Raw genomic sequence first — 26265 nt, forward strand, 5'->3', positions numbered from 1 at the left:
CGTGTCGACCGCATCCGTTATCCGCCAGCGGTTCCCGCGCGGCGTCGCGCGGGCCGAGAAGGTCGTCGGCGCACCCGGGCGCGGCCTGGACAGCGTCGGCCACGTCGCGTGGTTCGTCGTCACCGCGGTCGGCTCCATCGGGCACGCCTTGCGGTACTACCGCAAGGAAACGCTGCGCCTGATCGCCGAAATCGGTATGGGCACAGGTGCGATGGCGGTGATCGGCGGCACCGTCGCGATCGTCGGCTTCGTGACCCTGTCGGGGTCCTCGCTCGTCGCGATCCAGGGCTTCGCGTCACTGGGCAACATCGGTGTCGAAGCGTTCACCGGCTTCTTCGCTGCGCTCATCAACGTCCGCATCGCCGCCCCCGTGGTCGCGGGTCAGGCGCTGGCAGCCACCGTCGGTGCCGGCGCGACCGCCGAACTCGGTGCCATGCGCATCAGCGAGGAGATCGACGCTCTGGAAGTGATGGGCATCAAGTCGATCTCGTATCTGGTGTCGACGCGCATCATGGCCGGCTTCGTCGTCATCATCCCGCTCTACGCGATGGCGATCATCATGTCCTTCCTGTCGGCGCAGGCGACCACGACGATCTTCTACGGCCAGTCGACCGGCACCTACGAGCACTACTTCCGGACGTTCCTGCGTCCCGACGACGTGTTCTGGTCCTTCGTCCAGGCGGTGCTCATCTCGGTGATCGTCATGCTCAACCACTGCTACTACGGCTTCTACGCCAGCGGCGGCCCGGTCGGCGTCGGCGAGGCCGTCGGGCGATCGATGCGCGCCTCGCTGGTCGCGATCGTGTGTGTGGTCCTGTTCGCCTCGTTGGCGCTCTACGGCGTCGACCCGAACTTCAACCTGACGGTGTAGCGGCGATGACGGCACCCATCAACTCCAAGCGGCAGCCCCCGTACAAGATCGCGGGCCTCGTCCTGACGTTGATCACGATCGTCGTGCTGGTCCTGGTGTACCTGCAGTTCCGTGGCGACTTCCTGCCTCGTACGCAGCTGACGATGATCTCGGCGCGCTCGGGCCTGTCCATGGATCCCGGCGCCAAGGTGACCTACAACGGTGTCGAGATCGGCCGCGTCGGCAACGTGGAAGAGACGAACGTCGACGGCGAGCCGCGCGCCAAGATCGTTCTCGAGGTGAACCCGAAGTACCTCGATCTGATCCCGCAGAATGTCGACGCCGACATCAGCGCGACGACAGTTTTCGGCAACAAGTACGTGTCGTTCCGGTCTCCGACGGATCCCTCGCCGGAACGGATCACGTCGTCCGACGTCATCGACGTCACGTCGGTCACGACGGAGTTCAACACGCTGTTCGAGACGGTCGTCGACATCGCAGGCCAGGTCGACCCGATCAAGCTGAACCAGACGCTGACCGCCACCGCGCAGGCCCTCGACGGTCTCGGCGATCGGTTCGGCGAATCGATCAGCAACGGCAATGAGATCCTCGCCGAGATCAACCCGCAGATGCCGCAGATCCGTCGTGACAACCAGTTGTTGGCCGACCTCGGCGAGGTCTACGCCGACGCCGCCCCCGACCTGTTCGACGGCCTGCAGAACGCGGTCACGACGGCACGCACGCTCAACGAGCAGCAGGGCAACGTCGACCAGGCGTTGATGGCCGCGGTCGGCTTCGGTAACAACGGCGGCGACATCTTCGAACGGGGTGGCCCCTACCTCGTGCGCGGCGCTGAAGATCTGCTGCCCACCAGCGCACTGCTCGACGAGTACAGCCCCTCGCTGTTCTGCACGGTCCGCAACTACCACGACGTCGAACCCAAGATCGCCGACGCGTTGGGTGGCAACGGATACTCCCTGCGGACCCACTCCGAGCTACTCGGCCTCGGCGCGGGCAACGCCTACGTCTATCCGGACAACCTGCCCCGCGTGAACGCCAAGGGCGGACCGGGCGGGCGACCCGGCTGCTGGCAGCCCGTCACCCGTGACCTGTGGCCGGCGCCGTACCTCGTCATGGACACCGGTGCGTCGATCGCCCCCTACAACCACATGGAACTCGGCCAGCCGCTGTTCACCGAGTACGTCTGGGGACGCCAAGTCGGGGAGCACACGATCAACCCATGAAAATCACCGGTACCGCCATCAAGCTCGGCGCCTTCTCCCTGGTGCTGCTGCTGTTCACGGGCATCATCATCGTGGTGTTCGGCCAGATGCGATTCGATCGCACGAACGGTTTCTCGGCGATCTTCAGCAATGCCAGTGGTCTGCGCTCCGGCCAGTTCGTCCGCGCGTCCGGCGTGGAAGTCGGCAAGGTCCAAAAGGTCACCTTGATCGAGGGCGGTTCGAAGGCACGGGTCGACTTCGACGTCGACCGGTCGCTGGAACTTTTCGACGAGACCACCGCATCGATCCGCTACCTGAACCTCATCGGTGACCGATACCTGGAACTCAAGCGCGGTGAGAGCAACACCCGAATCGCCGCGGGAGCGACGATTCCGCTGGAGCGGACCGAACCGGCGCTCGACCTCGACGCACTCATCGGCGGCTTCCGACCGGTCTTCCAGTCGCTGGAGCCCGAGAAGGTCAACACGATCGCGCAGACGATCATCACGGTCTTCCAGGGACAGGGCGGCACGATCAACGACATCCTGGACCAGACCGCTTCCCTCACATCGGCTCTCGCGGACCGCGACCAGGCGATCGGCGAGGTGGTCAACAACCTGAACACGGTGCTGGACACCACGGTCAAGCACCAGCAGCAGTTCGATGACACCGTCAAGAACTTCGAGGTGCTGATCACCGGGCTCAAGAACCGCGCCGATCCGCTCGCCGATTCGGTGGGCGACATCAGCGATGCCGCGGGCACTGTCGCAGACCTGCTGGCCGACAACCGCCCGCTGCTGCAGAGCACCGTGGGCCGGCTCGAGGCCATCCAGCAGCCGTTGGTCGATCAGAAGGACCAGCTCAACGACCTTCTCATCCGCTTCCCGGAGGCACTCAACATCATCGGACGCGCGGGCGGCATCTACGGTGACTTCTTCAACTTCTACGCGTGCGATGTGTCGTTGATGCTCAACGGTTTACAGCCGGGTGGACCCGTCCGGACCGTCAAGGTCTGGAGCCAGCCCTCGGGTAGGTGCGCGCCGAAATGAGAGTTCTCGAAGGGTCCAACCGCGTCCGCAGCGGGCTGATGGGCATCATCATCCTGGTCGTCGTCATCGGCGTCGGGCAGAGCTTCGCCAGCGTGCCCATGCTGTTCGCGAAGCCGACGTACTACGCGCAGTTCTCCGACACCGGCGGCATCAACGTAGGCGACAAGGTGCGTATCGCCGGCGTCGACGTGGGCGTCGTGAAGTCGACGGACATCGACGGCGACCGGGTGGTCATCGGATACTCCCTCGACGGCACCGAGATCGGCACCGACAGCCGCGCCGCGATCCGGACCGACACGATCCTGGGCCGGCGCAACATCGAGATCGAACCCCGCGGCGACGATCCGTTGCGCGCCAACGGGGTTCTGCCGCTCGGCCAGACGACCACGCCCTACCAGATCTACGACGCCTTCTTCGACGTCAGCAACTCCGCGGCCGGCTGGGACACCCAGACCGTCAAGGAATCGCTGAATGTGTTGTCCGAGACCATTGATCAGACCTACCCGCATCTCAGCGCCGCCCTCGACGGTGTCGCTCGGTTCTCCGACACGATCGGCAAGCGCGACGACCAGATCAAGCAACTGCTGGCCAACGCGAACAAGGTCGCAGGCGTGCTCGGTAACCGCAGCGAGCAGATCAATGACCTGTTCGTCAACGCGCAGACCCTGCTCGCGGCGGTCAACGAGCGCAACTACGCGGTAAGCCAGCTGCTCGAGCGCGTCGACAAGTTCTCCACCCAGGTCCGCGGCGTCATCGACGACAACCCGAACCTGAACAGAGTTCTCGAACAGCTCAGGACCATCAGTGACGTGTTGCGCGAGCGCAAGTTCGACCTCGTCGACGCCTTGTCTGCGCTCTCGAAGTTCACCGCGTCGCTGGGCGAGGCGGTGGCGTCGGGACCGTTCTTCAAGGTGATGCTCGTCAACCTCGCTCCGTACTGGATCCTGCAGCCGTTCGTCGACGCCGCATTCAAGAAGCGCGGCATCGATCCCGAGGAGTTCTGGCGCAACGCGGGCCTGCCTGCGTTCCGCTTCCCCGACCCGAACGGTGTCGGCTTCGAGAATGGGGCGCCGCCGCCGGCGCCGACGCCGATCGAGGGCACCCCGACCAACCCGGGGCCGGCCGTCGGACCCGGCTCGCCGTGTTCGTACACGCCGCCGGCAGACGGGATCCCGAGCCCGGGCAACCCGCTTCCCTGCGCCGCGCTTTCGCAAGGGCCGTACGGTCCGGTGCCCGGTGGTTTCCCGCCGCCGAACGTCGTCACCTCGGCGCCGAATGTCCATGGGCCGCAACCAGCTCCCGGTGTGCCTGCCGCGGCCATCCCCGGTCAGCTCTCGCCGACCGTGCCGGGTGCCAACCCGCCGCTTCCGCCTGCGCCGCCCGGTGCCCGCACCATTCCGTTGGCGCCGCAGCCGCAGCCTGCCGATTTCACCCCGGGTATCGCACCGTTGCCGCCCGCGCTTCCCGCGCCGGCAGTGCCGGGTCCGGGCCAGCAACTGGCGCCTGCCGGTCAGCCGCCCCTGCCGGGCAATCCACCGTTTCTTCCGCCGGGATCACAGGGTTAGGGGGTAGGAGACCATGTCGACCATCTTCGATGTGCGCAACATGAAGCGCCCCGGTCTGTCGAAGACCACGCTGATCCTGGGCGCTGTCATCGTGATCGTGGCGGTCGCCGCTGCCTTCCTGGGCTGGAACCTCTACAAGAAGGCGACCACCAACACCGTCGTTGCGTACTTCACCCAGACGCTGGCGCTCTATCCCGGCGACAAGGTGCAGATCATGGGTGTGCGCGTCGGCTCGATCGATTCGATCGAACCCGCCGGTGACAAGATGAAGGTGACCTTCCACTACGAGAGCAAGTACAAGGTCCCGGAGAACGCCAGCGCCTCGATCCTCAACCCGAGCCTCGTCGCGTCGCGCACCATCCAGCTGTCGCCTCCGTACACCGGCGGCAACACGCTTCCCGACGGCGCGGTGCTCGACACCGACCGGACGCAGGTTCCCGTCGAGTACGACGATCTGCGTGACTCGCTGAGCCGTCTGCTGCGCGATCTGGGCCCGACGCCCGAACAGCCGAAGGGTCCCTTCGGTGACATCATCGAGTCCGCTGCCGATGGTTTTGCCGGCAAGGGTGAGCAGCTGAACAAGTCACTCAACGCGCTGTCGGAAGCGTTGTTCTCGCTCAACCAGGGGCGCGGTGACCTGTTCAGTGTCATCAAGAGCCTCGCCCTGTTCGTCAACGCACTCCACGAGAGCGACCAGCAGTTCGTGTCGCTGAACAACAACCTCGCGCAGTTCACCAATGCGTTCACCAACACGGATCGTGAAGTTGCGGACGCGGTTCAGGACCTCAACGACCTGCTCTCGACCACAAGGGGTTTCATCGAGGAGAACGGCGAGGTGCTGTCCCACGACATCAACAACCTCGCCGACACCACGAATGCGATCCTGCAGCCCGAACCGCTCGACGGTCTGGAAACGGGTCTGCACGTCTACCCGAACCTCGCGGCGAACATCCTGAACATCGCTTCGGCGAACGCGGGTGGCATCGTCGGCATGCCGGTGATCTCGAACTTCGCGAACCCGATGGAGTTCATCTGCAGCTCGATTCAGGCGGGTAGCCGCCTGGGTTACCAGGAGTCCGCGGAGTTGTGCGCCCAGTACCTGGGCCCGATCCTCGACGCGATCAAGTTCAACTACCTGCCGTTCGGTGCGAACCAGCTGCAGACGGCGATGACGCTGCCGAAGCAGATCGCGTACTCCGAGCCGCGCCTGCAGCCGCCGCCGGGATACAAGGACACGACCGTGCCAGGCATCTGGTCGCGCGACACGCTGTTCTCGCACGGTAACCACGAGCCGGGCTGGATCGTGGCGCCAGGCATGCAGGGCGTCGAGGTGCAGCCGTTCACCGCGAACATGTTGACACCGGAATCGCTGGCCGAACTGATGGGCGGCCCCGACATCGTTCCGCCGGCGGCGCCGCCCGCGTTCGGGACGACGCGCAACGGCAATCTGCCCGGACCCCCGAACGCGTTCGACCAAAACAACCCGTTGCCCCCGCCGTGGTACCCGCAGCCCGGACCCCCACCGGCGCCTGCCCCCGGTGTGATCCCGGGTGGAGGTAGCCCGCTCGGCGCACCGGCACCGGCACCGGCACCGGCACCCGCGGCCCCCGCGGCGCCGTCGGGTCCGTTGCTGCCCGCCGAGGCTGGAGGAACGCGATGATCAGGCTGCGTACCTTGGCCCAGCGCACCGTCGCCCTCGGTGCGGCGGCACTGGTGCTGACGTCGTGCGGGTCCTGGAAGGGAATCGCCAACGTCCCACTGCCCGGCGGGCCCGGAACGGGATCGGATGCCACGACCATCCTCGTCCAGATGCCGGACACGTTGGCGCTCAACGTGAACAGCCGGGTGCGGGTCGCCGACGTCTACGTCGGCCGCGTCCGCGCGATCGAACTGAGGAACTGGGTGGCAACCCTGACCCTCGACCTCGACCCCACGGTGCAGTTGCCGGTGAACACGCTCGCCAAGATCGGCCAGACGAGCCTTCTCGGTTCTCAGCATGTCCAGCTGGACCTTCCGCCGGACCCATCGCCGGAGAAGCTGAAGTCCGGCGACATGATCCCGCTGAAGAACGCGTCGGCGTTCCCGACGACCGAGCGCGTGCTGGCGAGTATCGCGTCGATCCTGACTGGCGGCGGGGTGTCGAATCTGGAGACGATCCAGACCGAGATCTACAACGTCCTCAACGGGCGCGGTGACGAGATCAGGAACTTCCTCGGTCAGCTCGACACGTTCACCGACGAACTGAACCAGCAGCGCGAGGACATCACCCGCGCCATCGATTCGACGAACCGGCTGCAGTCGATCGTCGCCGAGCGGAACAACACACTCGATGCCGTCCTCACCGAATTCCCGCCGCTGATCCAGCATTTCGCGGATACCAGGGATCTGTTCGCCGACGCCGTCGAAGCGCTGGGCCGCATCAGCGGCGCCGCCGAGGACGCACTGGCCCCGGCGAGTGCGAACCTCAACCAGAACCTGGACAGCCTGCAGCGCCCGCTGCGCGAGTTGGTGAAGAGCGCGCCCTACCTCATCGGTGCGCTGAAGATGCTGCCAACGGCGCCCTTCAGCATCGAGAACGTGCCGAAGGCCGTGCGCGGTGACTACATCAACGTCTCGCTGATGGTGGATCTGACATTGTCCGCCGTCGACAACGGATTCCTGTCCGGCACAGGCGTTTCCGGAATGCTGCGAGCTCTGGAGCAGGCATGGGGTCGCGATCCGAACACGATGATCCCGGATGTGCGCTTCACGCCCAACCCGAACTCGGCGCCCAACGGTCCGCTCATCGAGAGGAGTGAGTAAGCGATGCTGACGCGGTTCGTCAAGATTCAGCTGATCATCTTCTCGATCCTGACCATCCTCGCGGTCGGGGTGCTCGGGCTGTACTACCTGCGGTTGCCGAGCCTGGCCGGCGTCGGGCAGTACACCCTCTACGCCAACCTCGAGCGCTCCGGAGGCCTGTACGCCACCGGCAACGTCACCTACCGGGGCACGCAGATCGGCAAGGTGACCGAGGTCGAGCCCACCGAGACCGGTGCGCGCGCGACGATGAGCATCGAGGACAAGTACAAGATCCCGGTGGACGCCATCGCGAATGTCCACTCGGTGTCGGCGATCGGTGAGCAGTACCTCGACCTCGTGTCGCCCACGGGAACTGATCAGTACTTCAGCCCAGGTTCGACGATCACCGAGAGCACGGTGCCCGAAGAAGTCGGCCCGGCAATCGACGCCGCCAACGAAGGTCTGGCGGTGCTGCCCAAAGAGAAGATCGACGGGCTGCTCACCGAAACCTCGGCTGCTGTCGGCGGTTTGGGCCCGACGCTGCAACGTCTCGTCGACTCGACGACCAACCTCGCCGAAGGTTTCCGCGACAACCTGCCTCAGGTCAACGACATCATCACCAACGCGGCCCCGATCCTGGACAGCCAGGTTCAGTCGGGGGATGCGATCGAACAGTGGTCACGAAATCTCAACGTGATCGCAGGGCAGACGGCCGAGCAGGATCCCGCGCTGCGCAGCGGGCTGCAGCAGGCAGCACCCACGCTCGATCAGGTCAACGAGGTGTTCACGGATGTGCGCGACTCGCTGCCGCAGACGCTGGCCAACCTGTCCGTCGTCATCGACATGCTGAAGCGCTACAACAAGGGCCTGGAGCAGGCGCTGGTGATCTTCCCGCAGGGCGGCGCCGCCCTGCAGATGGGTTCGATCTTCGAAGACGGCGGGCTCCTGCATTTCGGTCTGTCGATCAACCAGCCGCCGCCGTGTCTGACGGGCTTCCTGCCTGCCTCGGAGTGGCGATCGCCGGCTGACGTCAGCAATGCGCCGCTGCCGTCGGGGCTGTACTGCAAGATCCCGAAGGACTACCAGGCCAACGCCGTTCGCGGTGCCCGTAACTACCCGTGCGCCGACGTGCCGGGCAAGCGGGCGGCAAACCCGAAGGATTGTCGCAGCGACGAACCGTATGTCCCGCTGGGCACCAATCCCTGGTACGGCGACCCGAACCAGATCGTCGCCTGCCCCGCCCCCGGGGCACGCTGTGACCAGCGCGTCGCACCAGGTCAGGTGATACCCGCGCCGTCGGTCAACAACGGGCGCAATCCCTTGCCCGCCGACGAATTGCCGCCGCCGCAGTCACTCGCGCCGGTCAGCGATCCTCTGAGCCCACCCGGCTCGGGTACCGTCAGCTGCAGCGGTCAACAGCCCAACCCGTGCATCTACACCCCGATGCAGGGACCCGCCGGCAGCGCCGCGGCCTACAGCCCCAGTAGCGGCGAGGTGGTAGGGCCTGACGGCGTCCGATACAACGTTGGTAGTTCGAGCAACCCAGGAGACGACGGATGGAAGGAGATGCTGGCACCAGCCGGCTGACCCCCGAAACCGACGCCGAGGCCGACGCGGCTCCCATGAACGAAGTCGCAGAAGAACCCATAGAAGACCCATCGACTGACGACCGCAGGCCGTCGCGGCTGGGTCGCGGCTGGGCGGTCGGCATTTGCGCTGCGTTGATCCTGCTTGCCGGCGGTGCGACCGCGGGTGGGTACTTCGCGTTGAAGGCCAACGAGCGCAATGCCGACGTGGCCCGGTCCGACGCGGCCGCGCTCCAGGCCGCCAAGGACTGTGTGGCCGCCACGCAGGCACCCGACACGGCGGCGATGACTGCCGCGCAGTCGAAGATCCTCGAATGCTCCACGGGTGACTTCGGCGTGCAGGCGGGGCTGTTCGGCAGTGTGATCGCCGAGGCGTACTCCGCGGCGAACGCGACGGTTGCTGTCGACGACCTGCGGGCGGCGGTCGAGCGGCACAACGAGGACGGTTCGATCAACGTCCTAGTCGCGGTCCGCGTGCGGATCTCCAACGCTGAGGCCGCCGATCAGCAGGTCGGCTACCGACTGCGGGCGACAATGGCCTACGACGAGGGGCAGTACCGGATCGCCAGGCTGGACCAGGTCAACTCGTGACAGCCGTTCTCGATACGACGTCACCGACATCGACACCACCGGACGGTGCGACGGAACGCCTCGCAACGTGGCCGGCCCGTGCGGCTGCGTTGACGGTCGACGTCGTGCCGGGTGTGGGTGTGATCGCCGTGATGGCGCTGTTGGCTCTCGCCTGCCCTGCCGACGGGTGGGAGCGATGGGTGTTCATCGGGACCGGGGGGCTGACACTGTTCGCGCTCGCGGTGAACCGGCTCGTCCTGCCGTCCGCGATCGGTTGGACGTTGGGGCGAGCGCTGATGGGCCATGTACCAAGCCGGCCTGACGGAGCATCCGTCGGCGTCGTACGACTGACGCTTCGCGAACTCGCCCATCTTCTCGACACGCTGGCACTGTGCGTGGGATGGCTGTGGCCGCTGTGGGACAGGCGGCGGCGGACCTTCGCCGACCTGTTGGCGCGTACCGAGGTCGTCCGGGTTGATCCGCCGCAAAGGGACATGCGCAGGCTGGTCGCGAAGGTTCTCATCGCGGCCGCCGCTCTGTGCCTGGTCGGAGTTGGTTTCGGCTACGGCGCGGTGTATCGGTACGAGCAGGCGGCCGACGATGCGAGGGCGCAGATCGCCGACCAGGGACCGCGCATCGTCGAACAGATGTTGAGCTACGGCGCGCAATCCATGGCAGACGATTTCGCCAGAGCGCAGGGCCTGACGACTGACGCCTACCGGCCACAGCTGACCGCGCAGCAGGAGGCGGTGCAGAAGGCCGGTGCAACGACGAACGAATACTGGACCGCCAACTTTGCAGTCCTCGCGAATCCACCGGTGACACCTGACAGTGCGTCGATGCTGCTGGCGATGCAGGGCAGGCGTGGTACCACTCCGGAGACCCAGAAGTTCATCACGGCAACGGTGCAGGTCGATTTCCAGAAGTCCGGGGACGGCCAGTGGCGGGTCTCGAACCTGACCGTGTTGAAGAAGCCGTTGATGAACCAGGCGGGCCAATGAGTCCGCGCCGCAATTACGCCGAGGCCGGGGACACCGTCGACCCCGGTTACTTCGAGTCGACCCCGAAGCCGCGCCGTTGGGGACTTCCGCTGGTGGCGGCCCTCGCCGCGGTGGTGGTCACAGCAGCGATCGCGGCGAGCACGTTCATGCTCGTTCAGCACGAGCAAGACCGCCGTGTGGCTGTGAAGGACGCCGCAGCCTTGGGCTACACGCGCGAGTTCATGGTGATGTACACGAGCCTGGATCCGTTCAACGCCAATGCTTACGCCGACCGTGTCGCGGCACAGGCCACCGGCGAGTTCGCCAAAAACTTCAACGAGCGGCTCAACGAAATTCTGGTGGCAGTGGCGCGTTCGGAGCCCAGTACCGGAGAGGTCCTTTCGGCGGGTGTGCAGCGTTGGTTCGACGACGGCAGCGCCGAGATCCTCATCGCGACGAAGGTGACGTCCAAGACCCCTGACGGGAAAACCACGATGGAGAGCGGAAGTCGCTGGGTCGCAACGACTATCAAGGAAGGGCAGCAGTGGAAGATCAGCAATCTGGTTCAGGTGATCTGACCACCGAACCCGACGTCGCTGCCGGGCGCACACGCCGGCGGTTCTTCGGCAGACGGCCCAGCGCGGCACCCGAGACGCCCAGCGCGGACTCCATCACGGAAGACTCCGCTACCGCGGAGCCCGCGCCGAAGACGCCGGTCGGCAAAGCCGCCCGCGCTGCGAAAACGCAACCGGCGCAACCGGAACAGGAGGCTTCCGAGGAAACAGCCGACGAGGCGGAGCCCACCGACGACGTAGAGCCCGCCGAGGAGGCGGAGCCGGTCGTCATGGTGCCGCACCGGCCGGCGGGTAAGGGTCTGATCGTCGCGGCGGCAGTAGCCTCGGCGGTGTTCGTCGGGGCCAGTGGTTTCGCCGCAGCCATGGTGCAGCCCTATCTGTCCGAGCGGGCTTTGGTCACAACTAAACTCGACATTGCGCGCACCGCCACCGACGCCATCACCACGCTGTGGACGTACACCCCGGACGACATGGTCACACTCGCCGACCGCGCGTCGGTGTTCCTCGGCGGGGACTTCGCCGACGAGTATCGCCGCTACATCGACGCCATCGTCGAACCGAACAAGCAGGCGCAGGTCACCAACACCACCCAGGTGATGGGCGCGGCGGTCGAATCCGTCTCGCCGCCTTCGGTTCCGACCGAGGCGACCGCGCTCGTGTACACCAACTCGGTCGCCACGAGCCCGGTGACCAAGAACATCCCCGCGCTGCGGTACCTGTCGTATCGCCTGACGCTGCAGCGTGAGGGTGGGGACTGGCGCATCACCAAGATGTCGACCATCACGTCGTTCGATCTGACACCGCAGCTGTAGCCGCCGCCGTGGCCATCGCCTCGCCGGTCTCGCAACGTCAGACGGTCGTCGCTCTGCTGTTGCTGACGTTCACGACGGGGCTGGTCGACGCCGTCAGCGTTCTCGTGCTCGGTCACGTCTTCGTTGCTAACATGACCGGAAACGTTGTATTCCTTGGCTTTTGGTTCGCGTCGCATACCGTCGTGGACCTGACCGCGGCTGTGGTCTCGTTCACGTGTTTCGTCAGCGGCACCATCCTCGGCGGCCGGTTGATGCGGCATCTCGACGGCAGGGTGCGCGTGTGGCTGGCGACGGCGCTGGGTGTCGAGGTCGTGTTGTTGGTGGTGCTCGCGATGCTGGGCGGGACAGGGGTGCTGCGCTATCGCGACGACTCGAAGTTGGTTCTGATCGCCGGCCTCGCGATCGCTTTCGGTATCCAGCATTCGACAGCCCGGCAGTTCGGTATTCAGGAATTGTCCACGACGGTGCTGACCTCGACGATCGTGGGCGCCGGGTTCGACAGCAAGCTGGCGGGCGGCACAGGGGAACGACAGAGGCTGCGAATCGCCGTCGTCGCGACGATGTGTTTCGGTGCGTTGGTGGGTGCCACGCTGACGAGGTTCACCGTCGCGCCGATCATCGCCCTGGCCGCGGTCATGGTGAGCGTCAGCGCCGCGATCTTCTGGTTCGGCAAGAGCTCACAGTGACCTTCGCCAAGCGAAACACGCTGGCGCCGAAAGGCTTCTTCGCGTGCGAAGCCGCAGGGCTGCAGTGGTTGGCGCACGCTGAGGACGGGGTGCCATGTGCGGGTGTCGTCGCGGTGGACGAAACGTCGCTGACGTTGGAACGCCTGACATCCGTGCCGCCGACGGTCGACGCGGCACGTGAGTTCGGCTTACGGCTGGCTCACACGCACGACGCAGGGGCCCAGGGATTCGGGGCGCCGCCGGAGAACTGGTCGGGGCCGGGATTCTTCGGCCCCCTACAGCAGCCGTTGCCGATGGCATACTCCTCCGAAAAATCGTGGGGTGCGTTCTACGCAGACCACCGGCTGGAGCCGATGGCTGCTCGCGCGCAGCTCGATCCGGCGACGCGGTCTGCCGTCGACGAGGTGATAGATCGCTGCCGCGCAGGAGAATTCGATGACAGTGAGGCGCCGAGCCGATTGCACGGGGATTTGTGGCGCGGCAACGTCATGTGGACGACCGACGGCGCGGTGCTGATCGACCCCGCCGCGCACGGTGGTCACCGGGAGACAGATCTGGCGATGCTGGCTCTGTTCGGTTGCCCACATCTTGAGGCAGTGTTCGAGGGCTACCAGTCACAGCATCGGCTGCGTGCGGGTTGGCGGGACCGGGTCGGGCTGCACCAGCTGTACCCGCTGCTTGCCCACGTCGTGCTGTTCGGACCGGGCTACCTCGGGCAGACGCGTGCCGCGGCCACATCCACCCGGCGCAGTCCGCGCTAGTTGAAGGCGAGCCACGCCGGTTGGGCGCGTTCGCGTGAGTCACACAGCACCGCCATGGTGTCGCAGGACCCACGCGGTGAACCGGCACCGGCCCACATGCCTCCGGTGTCGCGGCGCAACACGATCGCCGATGATCCTCCGCCGTCCAGCAACACCGCCGTGTCGCTTCCTAAGCCCCGGAACAGATCCTGAATCTGGTCGGGCGTGTAGCTGCCGCCCTGGAACACGTACATCTCGTCGCGGTCCTTGACGTAGGCGAGTGCGGTGCGTGCCGCGCTGGGCCCTGGGTCGTCGAGTTGACCGGTCTCGCCGGGGGCGAGCAAGCCGATGCCGGCGACGGCGACGAAGCGGGTGCCGTCCTCGATCAGTCGGGTGAGAACGGGGGTGGCCGCATCGAAGTCGTTGTCGCTCTTGGGCGGCACCACGAACGGAGTGCCCTGTACGGGAATGACCATCGTGGACAGCGCCATCCAGTGTTCGTTGCCGCCGGACAGGCCCTGCTTGCCCGCATAGGCGAGTGTGCCGGTCACCGTGGCGTTGGTGCGTCCCAGGTTGCGGGTGTTGTCGACGTAGGCGCCGAGCGGCGAGCTGCACCCCGTCGACTTCCACGAGCCGCCCTGCTGCCCGCGGACGTCGAAGAAGTTCGCGTTGATAGCGATCGTGGGCTGGCCAAGGGCCATCCACGCTTCCAGCGGTGAGTACGTCTCGGAGGCCTGCCACAGCCCCTCGGCAGTCCGGGCACGCGGGTCGCGTTCGCAGCGGGCCTGATAGCCGGTGTGGGAGTCGGCGAGCAGGCGTGGGGCGATGCGCTGCGACGCGGACTTGATGATCATCAGCCGGCCGCCGTTGTTGAGCTCGTACCAGTTGCCCGCGGCGTTGAGCATCGGCGCGGGGAAGCCGCTTCCGAAGTTGTAGACGAGGTAGGAACCTTTGGTGTTGGCGATCGCGCCGGCGAGCAGTTCGCGTGCGCTCGCGGCATAGGCGGGCGCGGCGGTCGCCGTCATCGCCACGACACCACACATGGTGACCGCGATGGCGAGACGGGCTCTCGTGAGGAGTCGCCGGATGTTTGCGGTCGGAGTCGTCACCGGCGGCTCCTATCGGGAAATCGGACCAGGCGCAATAACAATAATCCCAGTAGACGCACTGTCAACTTTCGTCACAGCGGCATCACGAGATGATTCCGAGCCGGTCGCTGTGGCCTTTGCTGAGGGGCCACCTGCTTTCCTTCGGAAGCGTCACCGGACGGTCATCGGCAAATCGCGGGTGAGGTTGCTGCAGACGGGGTAGACCTCAGACATGCCTACCGTGTCCAGGACCTTCGCCGTCAGCCCGCCACCCGATCTGGTCGTCGGCTACCTCAAGGACTTCCGCAACGCCGAGCAGTGGGATCCGGGCACGCAGAGGTGTGAACGCATCGACAGCGGTCCGGTTGCCGAGGGCGCCTACTGGCATAACACGTCGAAGATTTTCGGCTTCACGACCGAGTTGACCTACGAGCTCGAGGAACTCACCGATCGCAAGGTGGTCTTCGTCGGCGAGAACCAGTCGTCGCGGACGATCGACACCATCACCGTGGACGCGCAGGGCGCGGGATCGGTGATCACCTATGTCGCGGATCTTGAAATGCAAGGCACAGCAAAGCTTCTCAATCCGGTTATGAAGCTGGTGTTCGAGAAACTCGCCGGCGATGTCGAGAAGCAGATGACCGCCGTGCTCAACAAGCTGCCCACCGCGAAGAGTCAGCCGGGCGGCGCCAGCCGGTAGATCGCGTCGGCCGCGTCGTCGGTGACGTAGACCGCGCCGTCCGGACCGGCGACGGCAGCCACCGGCCTGCCCCAGCGCGAGCCGTTCTGGGCCTGGAAGCCGCCGACCAGTGTCTGCTGGTCACCGAGCCCGCCGTCCCGCCACGGATAGAACGACACCTCGGGTTCTCTGGGCGGCTGCCGGTTCCACGATCCATGCACGCCGACAAGTGCTCCGCTGGCGTACGGCTGAGGTAGCTGGCCCTCGGTAAAACTCAGGCCCAGCGGTGCCGAGTGCGCCCCCATGCTCTGTTCGACGGGGGGTAGTGCCGCGCAGTCCATCAGTGCGCCGTCGGGATTGGTCTGGACGTCCCTGATGAAAGGCAGATTCGCTGGGCCGCCCTGGTTGTTGCAGTAGGGCCACCCCAGCTCACGGCCGGGGGTGACTCTAGCGATCTGTTCGGGCGGGTTGTCGCCCACGTACTCCGGGATGACCTGCCCGTACTGCGGCCCGGGCTCGGGGAACGGCACGTTGTCGCGGCCGTTGTTCGCCGTCCAGAGAGCGCCGTCGGGCGCAACGGCGAGCCCGGTGCCGTTGCGCACGCCGGTCGCGAACGGAGCGGCGGGCCCACCGCCGGGCGGCACCCGCATGATCGTCGCGCGTGGCGGTGTAGCAGTGCGGTCCTGTTCGGAAATGTTTCCCGTGGAACCGATAGAGAAGTAGACCGCGCCGTCGGGGCCGACGGCGACGCTCTTCAGCACGTGCGAGTACGCGCCCCGGAGATCGGGGCTGCGATCGTCGGGGAGACCGCCGGCGACGACCCGCGGGTTGGTTGCGGCGCCGTCGGCGTAGTCGTACGCGTCGACCTGATTGCTCTGCGCAACATGGAGTGTCGGACCCTGGAACGCCAGGCCGTGCGGTTCGTCGAGGCCGTCGAGCAGGACCGACTCCTGCGGCGGCTCGTCGCCTCGGGGGGTGAAGCGCAGCACCCGTCCGCCGCTGGGAACCGACACCAGCAGGCTGCCGTCCGGCGCCCAGGCGGCCAGCCGCGGCTTGGACGTGCGCGCCCAGACCGACATCGTCCAACCCTCGGGGATCACGGCTTCACGGGGCTGGTCGAAGGGTGCGTCCGCGAGCTCGTCGGCAACCGCGACGGTCACAGGGCCGGTGCCGGTACCGCCGCCGGCCGACGGTGCGGACTCAGACGTGGTCGCCGCGGGTGCCGACGAGGCCGACGGCTGCTCGGACCGCTCGCCGGTGCACCCGGCGAGCAGTACCACAGCCAGAGTAAGGACAGGAATTCGGTTATGCCGCAGCGAGTCCCGCATGCATCTCCCAGACGAGGATCTCGGCGGCTTCGGTGGCGGTCACGCGCTGGCCACCGGATGCGGTGAATCGCACCGCATCGCCTTCGTGCAATGTGCCGGCGTCTTCGAGGACGACTTCGCCCCGCGGCACGAACAGATGGAGGTAGGGCGCCTCGGGAAGCGTGATGCTCTGCCCCGCTTCGAGTCGAGCGCCGTGCAGTGCGGCGTAGCGGTTCTGGATCGTGATGGCCGCAGCATCGCGATGCTCGGGCATGCCGGACGCGATGGTCACGAGGTTGCCGCGCAGCAACGCGTCGTCGATCTCGAGTTGCTGATAGCCGGGCGTGATGCCGGACTCGTCGGGAAGCACCCACATCTGGACGAAATGCACTGGTTCGCTGTGGGATTGCTGACCGGTTAGCGTCCAGGAGTCGTTCTTCTCGGAGTGCAGGATTCCGCGTCCGGCCGACATCCGCTGAGCCAGCCCGGGGTAGATGACGCCCGAGTGGCCGGTCGAATCCTGATGGACGAGGGATCCGCGCAGCACCCAGGTCACGATCTCCATGTCGCGGTGCGGGTGGGTATCGAATCCAGTGCCGGGTTTGACGATGTCGTCGTTGTTGACAAGCAGCAGGCCGTGGTGGGTGTTGTCGGGTTCGTAGTGGCTACCGAACGCGAACGAATGTTTGGAGTCCAGCCACGCGATCTTGGTCTTGGCGCGGTCGTCGGCCCGTCGGACGTCGACGATGCTTTCGGCGGTGGTCATGGCGATCACTCCTCTGGAGTCCCTGTCAGCCTAGGTGGCTGCCGTGTCACCGACAACATGGATGATGTGTCATGTATTCCACCGCTAGGCTGGGTACATGGAATGGCTCACCGACGAGCAGCAGCGGATCTGGCGCGACTACCTGGCGCTGACCAGCAGGCTGCACACCGCGATGCATCGTCAGCTCCAACAGGATTGTGAGTTGTCGCTGTCCGATTACGACGTGCTTGTCGCGTTGTCGGAACGCGGACCCATGCGCATCAACGAACTCGGAGAGCTGATCGGGTGGGAGCAGAGCCGCCTGTCCCATCAGTTACGCCGGATGCGGGGACGAGGCTTGGTGGAGCGCGAAGGTGACGACGACGACCGTCGCGGCGCCACCGTTGCGCTTACCGACGCCGGACTGGCTGCCGTGCAGACGGCTGCGCCGGGCCACGTGGATCTGGTGCGCAGCGCGGTGTTCGACGGATTGAGCAAGGCCGAGCAACGGGCGTTCGGTGAGGCGATCGAGAAGGTGCTCGGGCGGTTGCGCGCCGCCCAAGCGGGATAGCTTTCAGAGCGCGTCAGGTAGTCCGAACTTCGCGAACAGCGACCGCTCCATGAATGCCACCACATGCGCGATGCCCGTCGGCCGGGTGTCGAGGACCTGCAGCTGAAACGATTCGTGCACGCCGGTCTCCGGGTTGCGCATGTACAGCGCGGCCACGGGTTGACCGTTGGCGACCGTCGTCAGGAACCGCATGTCGCCCGGGCCTTCGGCGGGGCAGTGCACCTTCGACAGCGTGATGATGTCGGCCGGGCCCTGATACCACGTGTCGAACGGCGGCATCTCCCACACGGCATCGGCGGTGAACAGGTCGACCAACTGGTCCATGTCGTAGGTCTCGAACGCCGCGATGTACTTGGCGAGCAGGTCGGCTGCCTCGGGTGACTCCGGTGGTGCCGGTTCGTCGTCGCGGGTGGGTTGGATTTCGTCGAGCTGTGCCCGCGCGCGCTGCAGCAGGCTGTTGACCGCCGCGGTCGAGGCGCCGATGGCGTCGGCGACCTCGGCCGCCTTCCACTGCAGGACCTCGCGCATCACCAGCACCGCCCGCTGCCGCGGCGACAGGTGCTGCAACGCCGCGATGAACGCCAACCGCACCGATTCGCGGGATTCGGCGATCACCGACGGGTCGGACGGGTCTTCATGGGGAGAGTCCGGGAGCGGCTCCAGCCAGGTGATCTCGTGCCGGGGCGTGATGTCCTCGTTGGGGTCGGCCGCCGGCCCGCCGAGGCCCGCCGGAAGGGGCCGGCGCTTCCGTCCCTCCAGCGACGTGAGGCACGTGTTGGTAGCGATCCGGTACAGCCACGTCCGCACCGAAGATTTGCCCTGAAAGTTCTTGTACGACTTCCAGGCCCGTAGATACGTTTCCTGGACCAGGTCCTCCGCATCATGCAGCGAACCCGTCATCCGGTAACAGTGCGCCAGCAGTTCCCGCCGGTACTTCTGGGCGTCGGCGAGAAAGGCGTCCTCAGCACCGCTTTCATCGAGAGCCAAGACGGTCACGAAATGCAGCTTACGCACCGGGTGTGACAAGTACGGCCCTGCGAACAGCACCCCCTCAGGGGCCGCCCGATAGTCTCCCTGACATGCCCGTGACCCACACCGAACGCAGTTTCGACGGCATCGGCGGCGTCCGGATCGTCTACGACGTGTGGACGCCGGAGACACCAGCCAAAGGGGTCGTGGTGCTGGCCCACGGCTACGCCGAGCACGCCCGTCGCTACGACCATGTGGTGGCGCGGTTCGCCGAGGCCGGCGTCGTCACCTACGCGCTGGACCATCGCGGGCACGGCCGGTCCGGCGGCAAGCGCGTCTACCTCAAAGACATCAGCGAGTACACCGGAGATTTCGGCACCCTCGTCGGCATCGCGCGCGCAGACCACCCCGGCCTGAAGCTGATCGTGCTCGGCCACAGCATGGGCGGTGGCATCGTGTTCGCCTACGGGGTCGAGCACCCCGACGACTATGACGCGATGGTGCTGTCCGGGCCCGCGGTCGCCGCCCAGGATTCCGTGCCGCCGCTGAAGCTGCTGCTGGCCAAGGTGGCGGGCAAGATCGCGCCCGGCCTGCCCGCCGAAGACCTGCCCGCCGACGCGGTGTCACGGGACCCCCAGGTGGTCGCGGCCTACGAGAACGACCCGCTCGTCTATCACGGCAAGCTGCCAGCGGGGATCGGGCGCGCCCTGATCGGTGTCGGCGAGACGATGCCGCAGCGGGCGGCCGCGATCACGGCGCCGCTGCTCGTCGTCCACGGCGACCAGGACAAGCTGATCCCTGTGGAGGGCAGCAAGGTACTGGTCGAGTGCGTCGGCTCTCAAGACGTGCACCTGAAGGTGTATCCGGGCCTCTATCACGAGGTGTTCAACGAGCCGGAGAAGGAACTCGTGCTCGACGACGTCACCGCATGGATCGAGTCGCACCTGTGAAAACCTTGACCGCCGTTGTTCTTTCGCTACTGCTGTTGGTCGCGGGCTGCTCGTCGGACCCGGACTCGGCAGAGTCGTCGGGCTGGACCGACGAGGACGTCACGTTCGAGGCCGACGGCCTGACGATGTACGGCACCTACCACTACCGCGAAGAGGGTCAGCCGGCCCCGGCCGCGCTGCTGATCTCCGAGAGCGGCGGCACCGACCGCAACGGCGACAACGTCGTCGCGGGGCCGATCGGGAACATGCGCATGCTTGCCCAACTGTTGTCCGAACGTGGCATTGCGAGCCTGCGCTACGACAAGGTCGGGACGGGCCGCACCGGGCTCGGGCCATTCGAGGACAAGCCGGCCGACGTCGTCAGCTCCGTCTACACCGCAGGCGCCAAGGCGGCCGTGAAGTTCCTCGCCGAACGCCCGGCGACCGATCCCGAAGAGATCTCCGTGTACGCGCTGGGGGAGGGCACCATCCACGCGATGGCGCTCGCCGGCGACACCACGGCGGGCGCACCGAAGGTGCATTCGCTGGGCCTCTTTCAGCCCCTGCCTGGCCGATACCTGGACATCATCACCAACCGGGTGACGGCCGACGGGTCGCCGGAGACGATCGCGACGTGGAAGGCCGCGGTGGAGGAGATCCGCACGAAGGGCACGGTCTCCGACAAACTGCCCGACGGGCTGAACTCGATCGTCAATGCCGGCAACATCAAAGCCGTCATCGAGGCCGACAAGGTCGATCCGCTCGCCCTTGCCGCCGCGATTCCCGCAGGCACCCCGGTACTGCTCACCTGCTCGGACTCCGACAGTCAGGCGCGCTGCGACACGGTGGCGCCGCTCGTCGACGCGTTGGCGCACACGGATCTGACGCTCGTGGAGCTCAAGGGGGTCAACCACGTGCTGCGCGACGACCCGACCGACAACATCGCCAACTACGCGAAGCAGGATCCGCTGTCCGGTCAGCTGGTGACCGCACTGGACGGTTTCGTCAACAAGTGATCCGGTGCGCTGAGGATGAAAACCGATGTGGGGATGACGGATACTGGGCGTCAGTGAAAAGTCGTAGACAATCCCTAGCCTCGCTGCCATGAGTACCGACGACAAGATGCTGGGCCGGATCGCCGCTCTGCTGCGCCAGGCCGAAGGCACCGACAATCCGCACGAGGCCGAAGCGTTCATGGCCGCCGCCCAGCGCCTGGCCACCGCCACGTCGATCGACCTGGCGGTCGCCCGCAGCCACGGCGACAAACGGACGAAAGCACAGACACCGGTGCAGCGCACCATCACCATCGGCGAGCGCGGTGCGCGGGGACTCCGTACCTACGTTCAGCTGTTCGTGGTCATCGCCGCAGCCAACGACGTCAAATGCGACATCGCGTCGAACTCGACCTTCGTCTACGCCTACGGCTTCGCCGAAGACATCGACTCCAGCCACACGCTGTACACCAGCCTGGTCATGCAGATGGTGCGGGCGTCGAACGATTACCTGGCGACCGGGGCGCACAAGCCGACCCCCACGATCACGGCGCGTATCAATTTCCAGCTGGCGTTCGGGGCGCGGGTGGGGCAGCGGCTGACCGAGGCGCGCGAGCAGGCGCAGCAGGAGGCCAAGAGCGGACCTGCCAGTATCCCGGGAACCGCGATCGCGTTGCGCAACAAGGACCTTGAGCTGAAGGACTACTACCGCCAGACGTCCAAGGCCCGCGGGACGTGGCGCGCGACGAGCGCCACCGCGGGCTACTCGTCGGAGGCGCGGCGTGCCGGTGACCGCGCGGGCAAGCGGGCGCGGCTCGGCGGAGGGGCCGAGCTGTCCGGTGCGAGGTCAGCACTGGAGCGATGACGCGGGACGGACAGCGCGCAAAAGTCTATGCCGCAGAGGGATTCGTGCGGACGATGTTCGATCGCGCTGCTGAGCGCGGCAACCCGGTGGTGGACTTCTTCGGAACCCAGCTGACACTTCCGCCGGAGGCCCGGTTCGGCTCCGTGGAGTCCGTGCAGACCTACGTCGACGAGGTCCTGGCGCATCCGGCCGTCAGCGAGCGCTGGCAGGTGCGCCCGCTGCGGGTGAGGGTACGCCGGGGTGCCACAGCGGCGCATTACGAAAGAGATGGGGACGCGGCGACGATGGCGGTGCCCGAGGACCGGAGTGCCTGGGCGCTGCGGGAATTGGTGGTCCTGCACGAGATCGCGCATCACTTCGATGACGGGGCTCCGCCGCACGGCCCGCAGTTCGTGGCGACATTCTGTGAGCTCGCCGAGGCAGTGATGGGCCCGGAGGTCGCGCACGTGTTGCGGGTGGTCTATGCGAAAGAGGGCGTGCGGTGAGGCGCGGGTCGTCCCGAAGCCCATCGGCGAACCGCTAGCCCTCACCCAGCAACTGATGGCGGAAAGTCTCCAGCAGCCACGCGCGGTAGCGCCGTTGACTCCAACCACGAACTTCGACCAGCGCATAGTGCAGGCCAGAGTCGTTGTAGATCCAAATGAGATCTCGGGCTCCGGCCGTTGTCAGTCCTTTCTTCAGGCCGCCCTTCTTCTTCAACAGGGTGGCGATGATCGTCGCGCCTTCAAGGCGTTGATCGGAGATTGCGGTCCACAGCTGATGCACCTCGGTGTCCACCCCCGCCGCTGCACGCACCACCTCATAGATGCGCGATACCCGCTGAACGGCTTCGCTGAGTACATCCACATAGCCTTCGACGATCGCTGCAGGATCGGTCATCGCGAAGAGCCTCTGGACCTGCGGGCGCTCGACAAGGGGGACCTGTTCGTCGTCGCCGACTATTGCCCGGTCATAGGCCGTTTTGAGCAGCCACGGCTTGCCGCCGGCAGCAGCGAAGACAGTCGATCGGCCGACGCCGGCGGACTCGGCAATGAGGTCGATTGACGTGGCTGTGTAGCCGCGTTCAACGAACAGCGCGGTTGCGGCATCGAGAACCAGTTCGCGAGTGGCGGCTGCCTGCTGAGTCCGCAGATCGGACCGATAGGGATGCTTTTTCGTAGTATCCGGCGCCACTGGATCCTCCATGGATTCGATGAACTGCGATTATCCCGAATCCCTGAGACCCGTGCCGACGCCTGGGTGCCGCGTCGTTCGGTGATGGCCACGCGCCTCCATATACGCGCGTTCCGCGACATCGGGAATTAATCATCCCTGCGGTTGATTGATCAGACTGTAAGTACGGTGAATGCCCGACACGGGGTACCGCCACAGAACACAGCGCCATCTACCGACAGGAAGCCGCGATGCGCATCGGAGTAGTCAACGCAGGAAATATTGGGCGGACGTTGTCCCGGGCGTGGCTGGACGCCGGGCACGAACTATTACTTGCCAAAGATGGGAGCCAAGCGAAGCTCGACGCCTTTGCCGAGGCGTACCCCAGTGTTCGGCGTGGAACACCCAGTGAGGCAGCGGCATTCGGCGAAGTCATCCTGTTCTCGGTCTATTGGCCACGGCTTGACGCAATACTCGCCGAGATCGGGTCGCTGGCCGGAAAAGTGGTGATCGACACCATGAATCCCCTTCAGGTCGGCGGCGGCTTCGAACACAGCCACGATAAGGCGTTCATGGCGCAATCGTCGACCACCGAGGAGCTCCAACGTCGCTGTCCGGCTGCATCCGTAGTCAAGGCGTTCAACACCATGGCGTCCGATCTGCTCAATCAGAACCGTTGGCGCGAAACGCAATCGCGTCCCCCGGTCTTCCTCGCTGGCGACGACCCCGTAGCGAAGGCGACCGTGACCGAACTGGCGAAGGACGCCGGCTTCGAGGCCGTCGACACCGGCCCGTCGACGTCCGCTCGCAGCATCGAACAGCTGGGCATCCTCATGCATCTCATCGCAGACAGCACCTTCGACGGCGACCTGACTCGACTGGCACCGGCCGTTCTCGTCGCACCCGAGCCCGACATCACGACCTAGCGCCACTGCAACTGTGAAAGGAAACTCAATGACCACCGACGCTGTCCCGGCCGTGCTGACTGCACTGCTCGACGCCTTACACCATCATGATGCGCGTAGCGCAGCAACATATCTCGCTGACGACATCGTTCTCAGAAGCCCTATCTTCGCCGATCCGTTCCATGGCCGCGAGAAAGCTGCAGCGGTCATCGCTCATCTGCTTGACGCCGTCGACGACTTCCAGGCGACCGAGATCCTCGGAAACGACAGGTCCTTCGCTGTACTTCTACAACTGCGCGTTGGTGACGCCGAGGTCGAGGGCGTCGACGTCGTACACCTGAACGACGAAGGCAAGGTCGACTCCATGACCGTCCAGTGGCGGCCTCTACCGGCGATCGTTGCAGTGCAGAACCGTCTCGCGCCTGCTGTGGGCGTGCCGGCGCTGACGCTCATCGAGAAGCAATGAGTACGTCACGACATCGACCCGAAGGAGAAATCCTGCGAGCGCCCCTCGCTGGAAAGACCGCCTTGGTGACCGGAGGTTCGCGGGGTATCGGACGCTCCATCGCCGAGCGCCTCGCTCGTGACGGCGCCACGGTTGCTCTCACCTACAACGAAAGCAAAGGTGGTGCAGACGAAACGATCGCGGCGATCGAGCAGTACGGTGGCCAGGCCGTTGCACTCCAGGTGGACCTCGCCGACGCGGCCTCCATCCCAGACCTCTTCGAACGACTCGACACCGAACTGGTGGGGCGCGCCAACACGAGCAACCTCGATCTACTGATCAACAACGCTGGGAATTCAGGCTGGGGCGGCCTCGTCGATACCACGCCACAGAGTTGGGACACGATGTTCGCGGTCCACGCCCGTGCACCGTTCTTCGTCGTCCAGTCGGCGCTCTCGCGTCTGTCCTGGAGTGGCCGCATCATCAATGTGTCCTCTGCTGCGGCCACCCGACCCATGCAGGCGGTGCCCGTCTATTCCATGGCCAAAGCTGCGATCAACAATCTGACCCATTCGCTCGCAATAGAACTCGCTCCGCGTCGCATCACCGTGAACGCGGTGGCGCCGGGCTGGACTACGACCGACATGAACGCCGCTGTTCGCGAGAACGCAGACATGGTGGCGGCCATCGAGGCCGACACTGCACTGCGCCGCTTCGGCGAGGCCTGCGAAATCGCCTCTGTAGTTGCCTTTTTGGCTTCCGACCAGGGCCAGTGGGTTACGGGCCAGGTGATCGAGGCCAGCGGCGGTTACAAGCTCTGACCGGATCTCCAGAACATCAGCCACCTACCAACAAGGAAACATCTGCAATGACACAAACAATCGGAATCATCGGCTCCGGCCTGGTCGGCAGTGCAACCGCACGCCTGGCCATCGACGCCGGCTACGCTGTCGTGCTCAGCAATTCGCGCGGACCGGAATCGATCGCCGGGCTCATTCGCGACCTCGGCCCGTCGGCGCGGGCGGGAAACGTCCAGGACGCGATCGCTGCGGCAGACTTCGTCAGCATCGCACTGCCGCTAGCGAATCATGCGACTCTGCCGGTCGACTTGCTCGCCGGGAAGGTGGTCATCGACCAGACCAACTACTACCCCGAGTTCTGGCGCAATGCCGAACTCGACGCCGCCACGCTCACCTCCAGTGAGCTGATTCAGCGCCACCTCAAACACTCTCGCGTCGTCAAGGCGCTGCACAACCTGGATTGGAATCACATGTACTCCAATGCCCGAGCCGAGGGCGATCCGGCCCGCACGACCCTTCCGATCGCCGGTGACGACGCCGACGCAAAGCAGATCGTCACCGCATTCATCGAGAGAGCCGGCTACCACGTGATCGATGCAGGTTCTTTGGCTGAGAGCTGGCGCATCGAGCCCAATACCCCCATCTATTTCTGGCCATACGCACCCGAGGTCCCGGACGGACTAACCGAGGACGAGCAGAAGCGCCACTACCTCCAAGCCGCGGTCCCACCGGTTACCCCGGAAGCCGCCCTCTCCATGGTCGCCGGCGCGCAGCGCGCGACGCCTGCCGGAGGAACGCTGGCGTCCATGCCCCCAGCTCACGTCGCCATCTTCATGGATCAAGCCAGTGGCGACACCACTCGAAAGTAACGGTTCATCGGGCACTGCCGACGTGCGTTGGAGAAGCCATGGCATTTGACCTGCACCCAGATGCTCGCGCACTCATCGAGGCCCGGCCGGGTGCTCATCTGGTGACGATGCGACCCGACGGTCGTCCGCACGTGTCTTTCATCTGGATCGACATCACCGATGACGGGCAGATCCAATTCGCGACACCGCCATGGCGCGTGAAGGGCAAGAACCTCCGCAAGGACCCCGCCTGTGTGCTGTCGATACAAGATGATCAGAAGGCAGACAACGGTTTACTGCGGCACCTTCTCATCGAGGGGGTCGCAACGATCGATGACGACCCGCACCACGGCCAAGAGTTTCTGGATCGACTCTTCTACAAATACACCGGCGGGACCAGCTTCGAGGGCGACGACGGCGGACAACTCCTCATCACCGTCGTCATCACTCGCGTCTCCGGCGTAGGCCCGTGGCACACAGGGAAAACGACGTCCATCGGAACACCGATATGACGAAAGAGGGCGTGCGGTGAGGCGGGCGTAACGTCGGCACC

At 65.7% G+C, this 26265-nt stretch carries 29 protein-coding genes; 24 read left to right on the top strand and 5 right to left on the bottom strand.

Annotated features, from left to right (window positions below; all coding sequences use genetic code 11):
• Position 1: 1 nt before the first annotated feature.
• Genes P9A17_RS22670 through P9A17_RS22730 form a run of 13 tightly spaced genes read left to right on the top strand, consistent with a single transcriptional unit; the run spans position 2 to position 13438 of the window.
• Entirely contained in the window at positions 2-871 is an 870-nt protein-coding gene (locus tag P9A17_RS22670) for an ABC transporter permease (RefSeq protein WP_278040980.1), read from the top strand.
• Between the two features lie 5 nt (positions 872-876).
• Positions 877-2094 (top strand): MCE family protein, encoded by a 1218-nt coding sequence (locus P9A17_RS22675; protein ID WP_278040981.1) that lies wholly within the window; start codon positions 877-879, stop codon positions 2092-2094.
• Entirely contained in the window at positions 2091-3122 is a 1032-nt protein-coding gene (locus P9A17_RS22680; protein ID WP_278040982.1) for a virulence factor Mce family protein, read from the top strand. Before P9A17_RS22675 ends, P9A17_RS22680 begins: the two co-directional genes overlap by 4 nt.
• Entirely contained in the window at positions 3119-4687 is a 1569-nt protein-coding gene (locus tag P9A17_RS22685; protein WP_278040983.1) for an MCE family protein, read from the top strand. The genes P9A17_RS22680 and P9A17_RS22685 overlap by 4 nt, the downstream gene beginning before the upstream one ends.
• A gap of 13 nt (positions 4688-4700) precedes the next feature.
• Positions 4701-6347 (top strand): virulence factor Mce family protein, encoded by a 1647-nt coding sequence (locus tag P9A17_RS22690; RefSeq protein WP_278040984.1) that lies wholly within the window; start codon positions 4701-4703, stop codon positions 6345-6347.
• The gene (locus tag P9A17_RS22695; protein ID WP_278040985.1) at positions 6344-7489 is read left to right on the top strand and encodes a virulence factor Mce family protein; all 1146 of its coding nucleotides are present in this window, start codon (positions 6344-6346) and stop codon (positions 7487-7489) included. The genes P9A17_RS22690 and P9A17_RS22695 overlap by 4 nt, the downstream gene beginning before the upstream one ends.
• Positions 7490-7492: 3 nt before the next feature.
• Complete coding sequence (locus P9A17_RS22700) at positions 7493-9055, top strand: MlaD family protein (RefSeq protein ID WP_278040986.1); 1563 nt, start codon at positions 7493-7495, stop codon at positions 9053-9055.
• On the top strand, positions 9025-9645 hold the full coding sequence (locus P9A17_RS22705) for a hypothetical protein (RefSeq protein ID WP_278040987.1): 621 nt from the start codon (positions 9025-9027) through the stop codon (positions 9643-9645). Before P9A17_RS22700 ends, P9A17_RS22705 begins: the two co-directional genes overlap by 31 nt.
• A complete protein-coding gene (locus tag P9A17_RS22710) occupies positions 9642-10625 on the top strand; it encodes an RDD family protein (RefSeq protein ID WP_278040988.1) in 984 nt (327 codons plus the stop codon). Before P9A17_RS22705 ends, P9A17_RS22710 begins: the two co-directional genes overlap by 4 nt.
• The gene (locus tag P9A17_RS22715) at positions 10622-11182 is read left to right on the top strand and encodes a mammalian cell entry protein (protein WP_278040989.1); all 561 of its coding nucleotides are present in this window, start codon (positions 10622-10624) and stop codon (positions 11180-11182) included. Before P9A17_RS22710 ends, P9A17_RS22715 begins: the two co-directional genes overlap by 4 nt.
• The gene (locus P9A17_RS22720) at positions 11149-11991 is read left to right on the top strand and encodes a mammalian cell entry protein (protein WP_278040990.1); all 843 of its coding nucleotides are present in this window, start codon (positions 11149-11151) and stop codon (positions 11989-11991) included. Before P9A17_RS22715 ends, P9A17_RS22720 begins: the two co-directional genes overlap by 34 nt.
• Positions 11992-11999: 8 nt before the next feature.
• Positions 12000-12677 carry a YoaK family protein gene (locus tag P9A17_RS22725; protein WP_278040991.1) on the top strand — a complete coding sequence of 226 codons (678 nt, stop codon included), beginning with the start codon at positions 12000-12002 and terminating at the stop codon, positions 12675-12677.
• The gene (locus P9A17_RS22730; RefSeq protein WP_278040992.1) at positions 12674-13438 is read left to right on the top strand and encodes a fructosamine kinase family protein; all 765 of its coding nucleotides are present in this window, start codon (positions 12674-12676) and stop codon (positions 13436-13438) included. Before P9A17_RS22725 ends, P9A17_RS22730 begins: the two co-directional genes overlap by 4 nt.
• Here the strand turns inward: P9A17_RS22730 and P9A17_RS22735 are convergent.
• A complete protein-coding gene (locus P9A17_RS22735) occupies positions 13435-14526 on the bottom strand; it encodes a phosphodiester glycosidase family protein (protein ID WP_278040993.1) in 1092 nt (363 codons plus the stop codon). The genes P9A17_RS22730 and P9A17_RS22735 overlap by 4 nt on opposite strands.
• A 211-nt stretch (positions 14527-14737) precedes the next feature.
• Between P9A17_RS22735 and P9A17_RS22740 the strand changes: the two genes are divergently transcribed.
• Complete coding sequence (locus P9A17_RS22740; protein ID WP_278040994.1) at positions 14738-15205, top strand: SRPBCC family protein; 468 nt, start codon at positions 14738-14740, stop codon at positions 15203-15205.
• Here the strand turns inward: P9A17_RS22740 and P9A17_RS22745 are convergent.
• Both P9A17_RS22745 and P9A17_RS22750 read right to left on the bottom strand, forming a co-directional pair.
• Entirely contained in the window at positions 15181-16512 is a 1332-nt protein-coding gene (locus P9A17_RS22745; protein WP_278040995.1) for a PQQ-dependent sugar dehydrogenase, read from the bottom strand. The two genes, P9A17_RS22740 and P9A17_RS22745, sit on opposite strands and share 25 nt — an antisense overlap.
• The gene (locus P9A17_RS22750) at positions 16490-17257 is read right to left on the bottom strand and encodes a pirin-like bicupin family protein (protein WP_278040996.1); all 768 of its coding nucleotides are present in this window, start codon (positions 17255-17257) and stop codon (positions 16490-16492) included. The genes P9A17_RS22745 and P9A17_RS22750 overlap by 23 nt, the downstream gene beginning before the upstream one ends.
• 97 nt (positions 17258-17354) lie before the next feature.
• Here P9A17_RS22750 and P9A17_RS22755 point away from each other — a divergent pair, with 97 nt between their 5' ends.
• Positions 17355-17807, top strand: a complete 453-nt coding sequence (locus P9A17_RS22755; RefSeq protein WP_278040997.1) for a MarR family winged helix-turn-helix transcriptional regulator — start codon at positions 17355-17357, stop codon at positions 17805-17807.
• Positions 17808-17810: 3 nt separating this feature from the next.
• On the opposite strand, the gene P9A17_RS22760 is transcribed toward P9A17_RS22755, so the two are convergent.
• Complete coding sequence (locus P9A17_RS22760; protein ID WP_278041064.1) at positions 17811-18833, bottom strand: sigma-70 family RNA polymerase sigma factor; 1023 nt, start codon at positions 18831-18833, stop codon at positions 17811-17813.
• Positions 18834-18886: 53 nt separating this feature from the next.
• On the opposite strand from P9A17_RS22760, the gene P9A17_RS22765 reads away from it, so the two are divergent.
• The 4 genes from P9A17_RS22765 (at position 18887) to P9A17_RS22780 (ending at position 22047) form a co-directional block, all read left to right on the top strand.
• The gene (locus P9A17_RS22765; RefSeq protein WP_278040998.1) at positions 18887-19726 is read left to right on the top strand and encodes an alpha/beta hydrolase; all 840 of its coding nucleotides are present in this window, start codon (positions 18887-18889) and stop codon (positions 19724-19726) included.
• Positions 19723-20721: a hypothetical protein gene (locus P9A17_RS22770; RefSeq protein WP_278040999.1), complete on the top strand. Its 999-nt coding sequence runs from the start codon at positions 19723-19725 to the stop codon at positions 20719-20721. The genes P9A17_RS22765 and P9A17_RS22770 overlap by 4 nt, the downstream gene beginning before the upstream one ends.
• An 88-nt stretch (positions 20722-20809) precedes the next feature.
• Complete coding sequence (locus P9A17_RS22775; protein ID WP_278041000.1) at positions 20810-21562, top strand: DUF2786 domain-containing protein; 753 nt, start codon at positions 20810-20812, stop codon at positions 21560-21562.
• Positions 21559-22047, top strand: coding sequence for a TIGR04338 family metallohydrolase (locus P9A17_RS22780; protein WP_278041001.1), 489 nt, complete (start codon positions 21559-21561; stop codon positions 22045-22047). The genes P9A17_RS22775 and P9A17_RS22780 overlap by 4 nt, the downstream gene beginning before the upstream one ends.
• A 34-nt stretch (positions 22048-22081) precedes the next feature.
• Here the strand turns inward: P9A17_RS22780 and P9A17_RS22785 are convergent, their stop codons facing one another.
• Positions 22082-22735 carry a helix-turn-helix domain-containing protein gene (locus P9A17_RS22785; protein ID WP_278041002.1) on the bottom strand — a complete coding sequence of 218 codons (654 nt, stop codon included), beginning with the start codon at positions 22733-22735 and terminating at the stop codon, positions 22082-22084.
• Between the two features lie 230 nt (positions 22736-22965).
• On the opposite strand from P9A17_RS22785, the gene P9A17_RS22790 reads away from it, so the two are divergent.
• The 5 genes from P9A17_RS22790 to P9A17_RS22810 all read left to right on the top strand — a co-directional run bounded on the left by P9A17_RS22790 (position 22966) and on the right by P9A17_RS22810 (position 26224).
• Positions 22966-23640, top strand: coding sequence for an NAD(P)-binding domain-containing protein (locus P9A17_RS22790; RefSeq protein ID WP_278041003.1), 675 nt, complete (start codon positions 22966-22968; stop codon positions 23638-23640).
• A 28-nt stretch (positions 23641-23668) separates the two neighbouring features.
• Positions 23669-24085, top strand: coding sequence for a nuclear transport factor 2 family protein (locus P9A17_RS22795; RefSeq protein ID WP_278041004.1), 417 nt, complete (start codon positions 23669-23671; stop codon positions 24083-24085).
• Between the two features lie 65 nt (positions 24086-24150).
• The gene (locus P9A17_RS22800; RefSeq protein ID WP_278041005.1) at positions 24151-24885 is read left to right on the top strand and encodes an SDR family oxidoreductase; all 735 of its coding nucleotides are present in this window, start codon (positions 24151-24153) and stop codon (positions 24883-24885) included.
• Positions 24837-25733 (top strand): NAD(P)-binding domain-containing protein, encoded by an 897-nt coding sequence (locus tag P9A17_RS22805; protein WP_278041006.1) that lies wholly within the window; start codon positions 24837-24839, stop codon positions 25731-25733. The genes P9A17_RS22800 and P9A17_RS22805 overlap by 49 nt, the downstream gene beginning before the upstream one ends.
• Before the next feature lie 38 nt (positions 25734-25771).
• The gene (locus P9A17_RS22810) at positions 25772-26224 is read left to right on the top strand and encodes a PPOX class F420-dependent oxidoreductase (RefSeq protein WP_278041007.1); all 453 of its coding nucleotides are present in this window, start codon (positions 25772-25774) and stop codon (positions 26222-26224) included.
• Positions 26225-26265 lie beyond the last annotated feature (41 nt).

It is taken from the genome of Mycobacterium sp. 236(2023) (assembly GCF_029623955.1).
In the GTDB taxonomy this organism is placed as follows: Bacteria; Actinomycetota; Actinomycetes; order Mycobacteriales; family Mycobacteriaceae; genus Mycobacterium.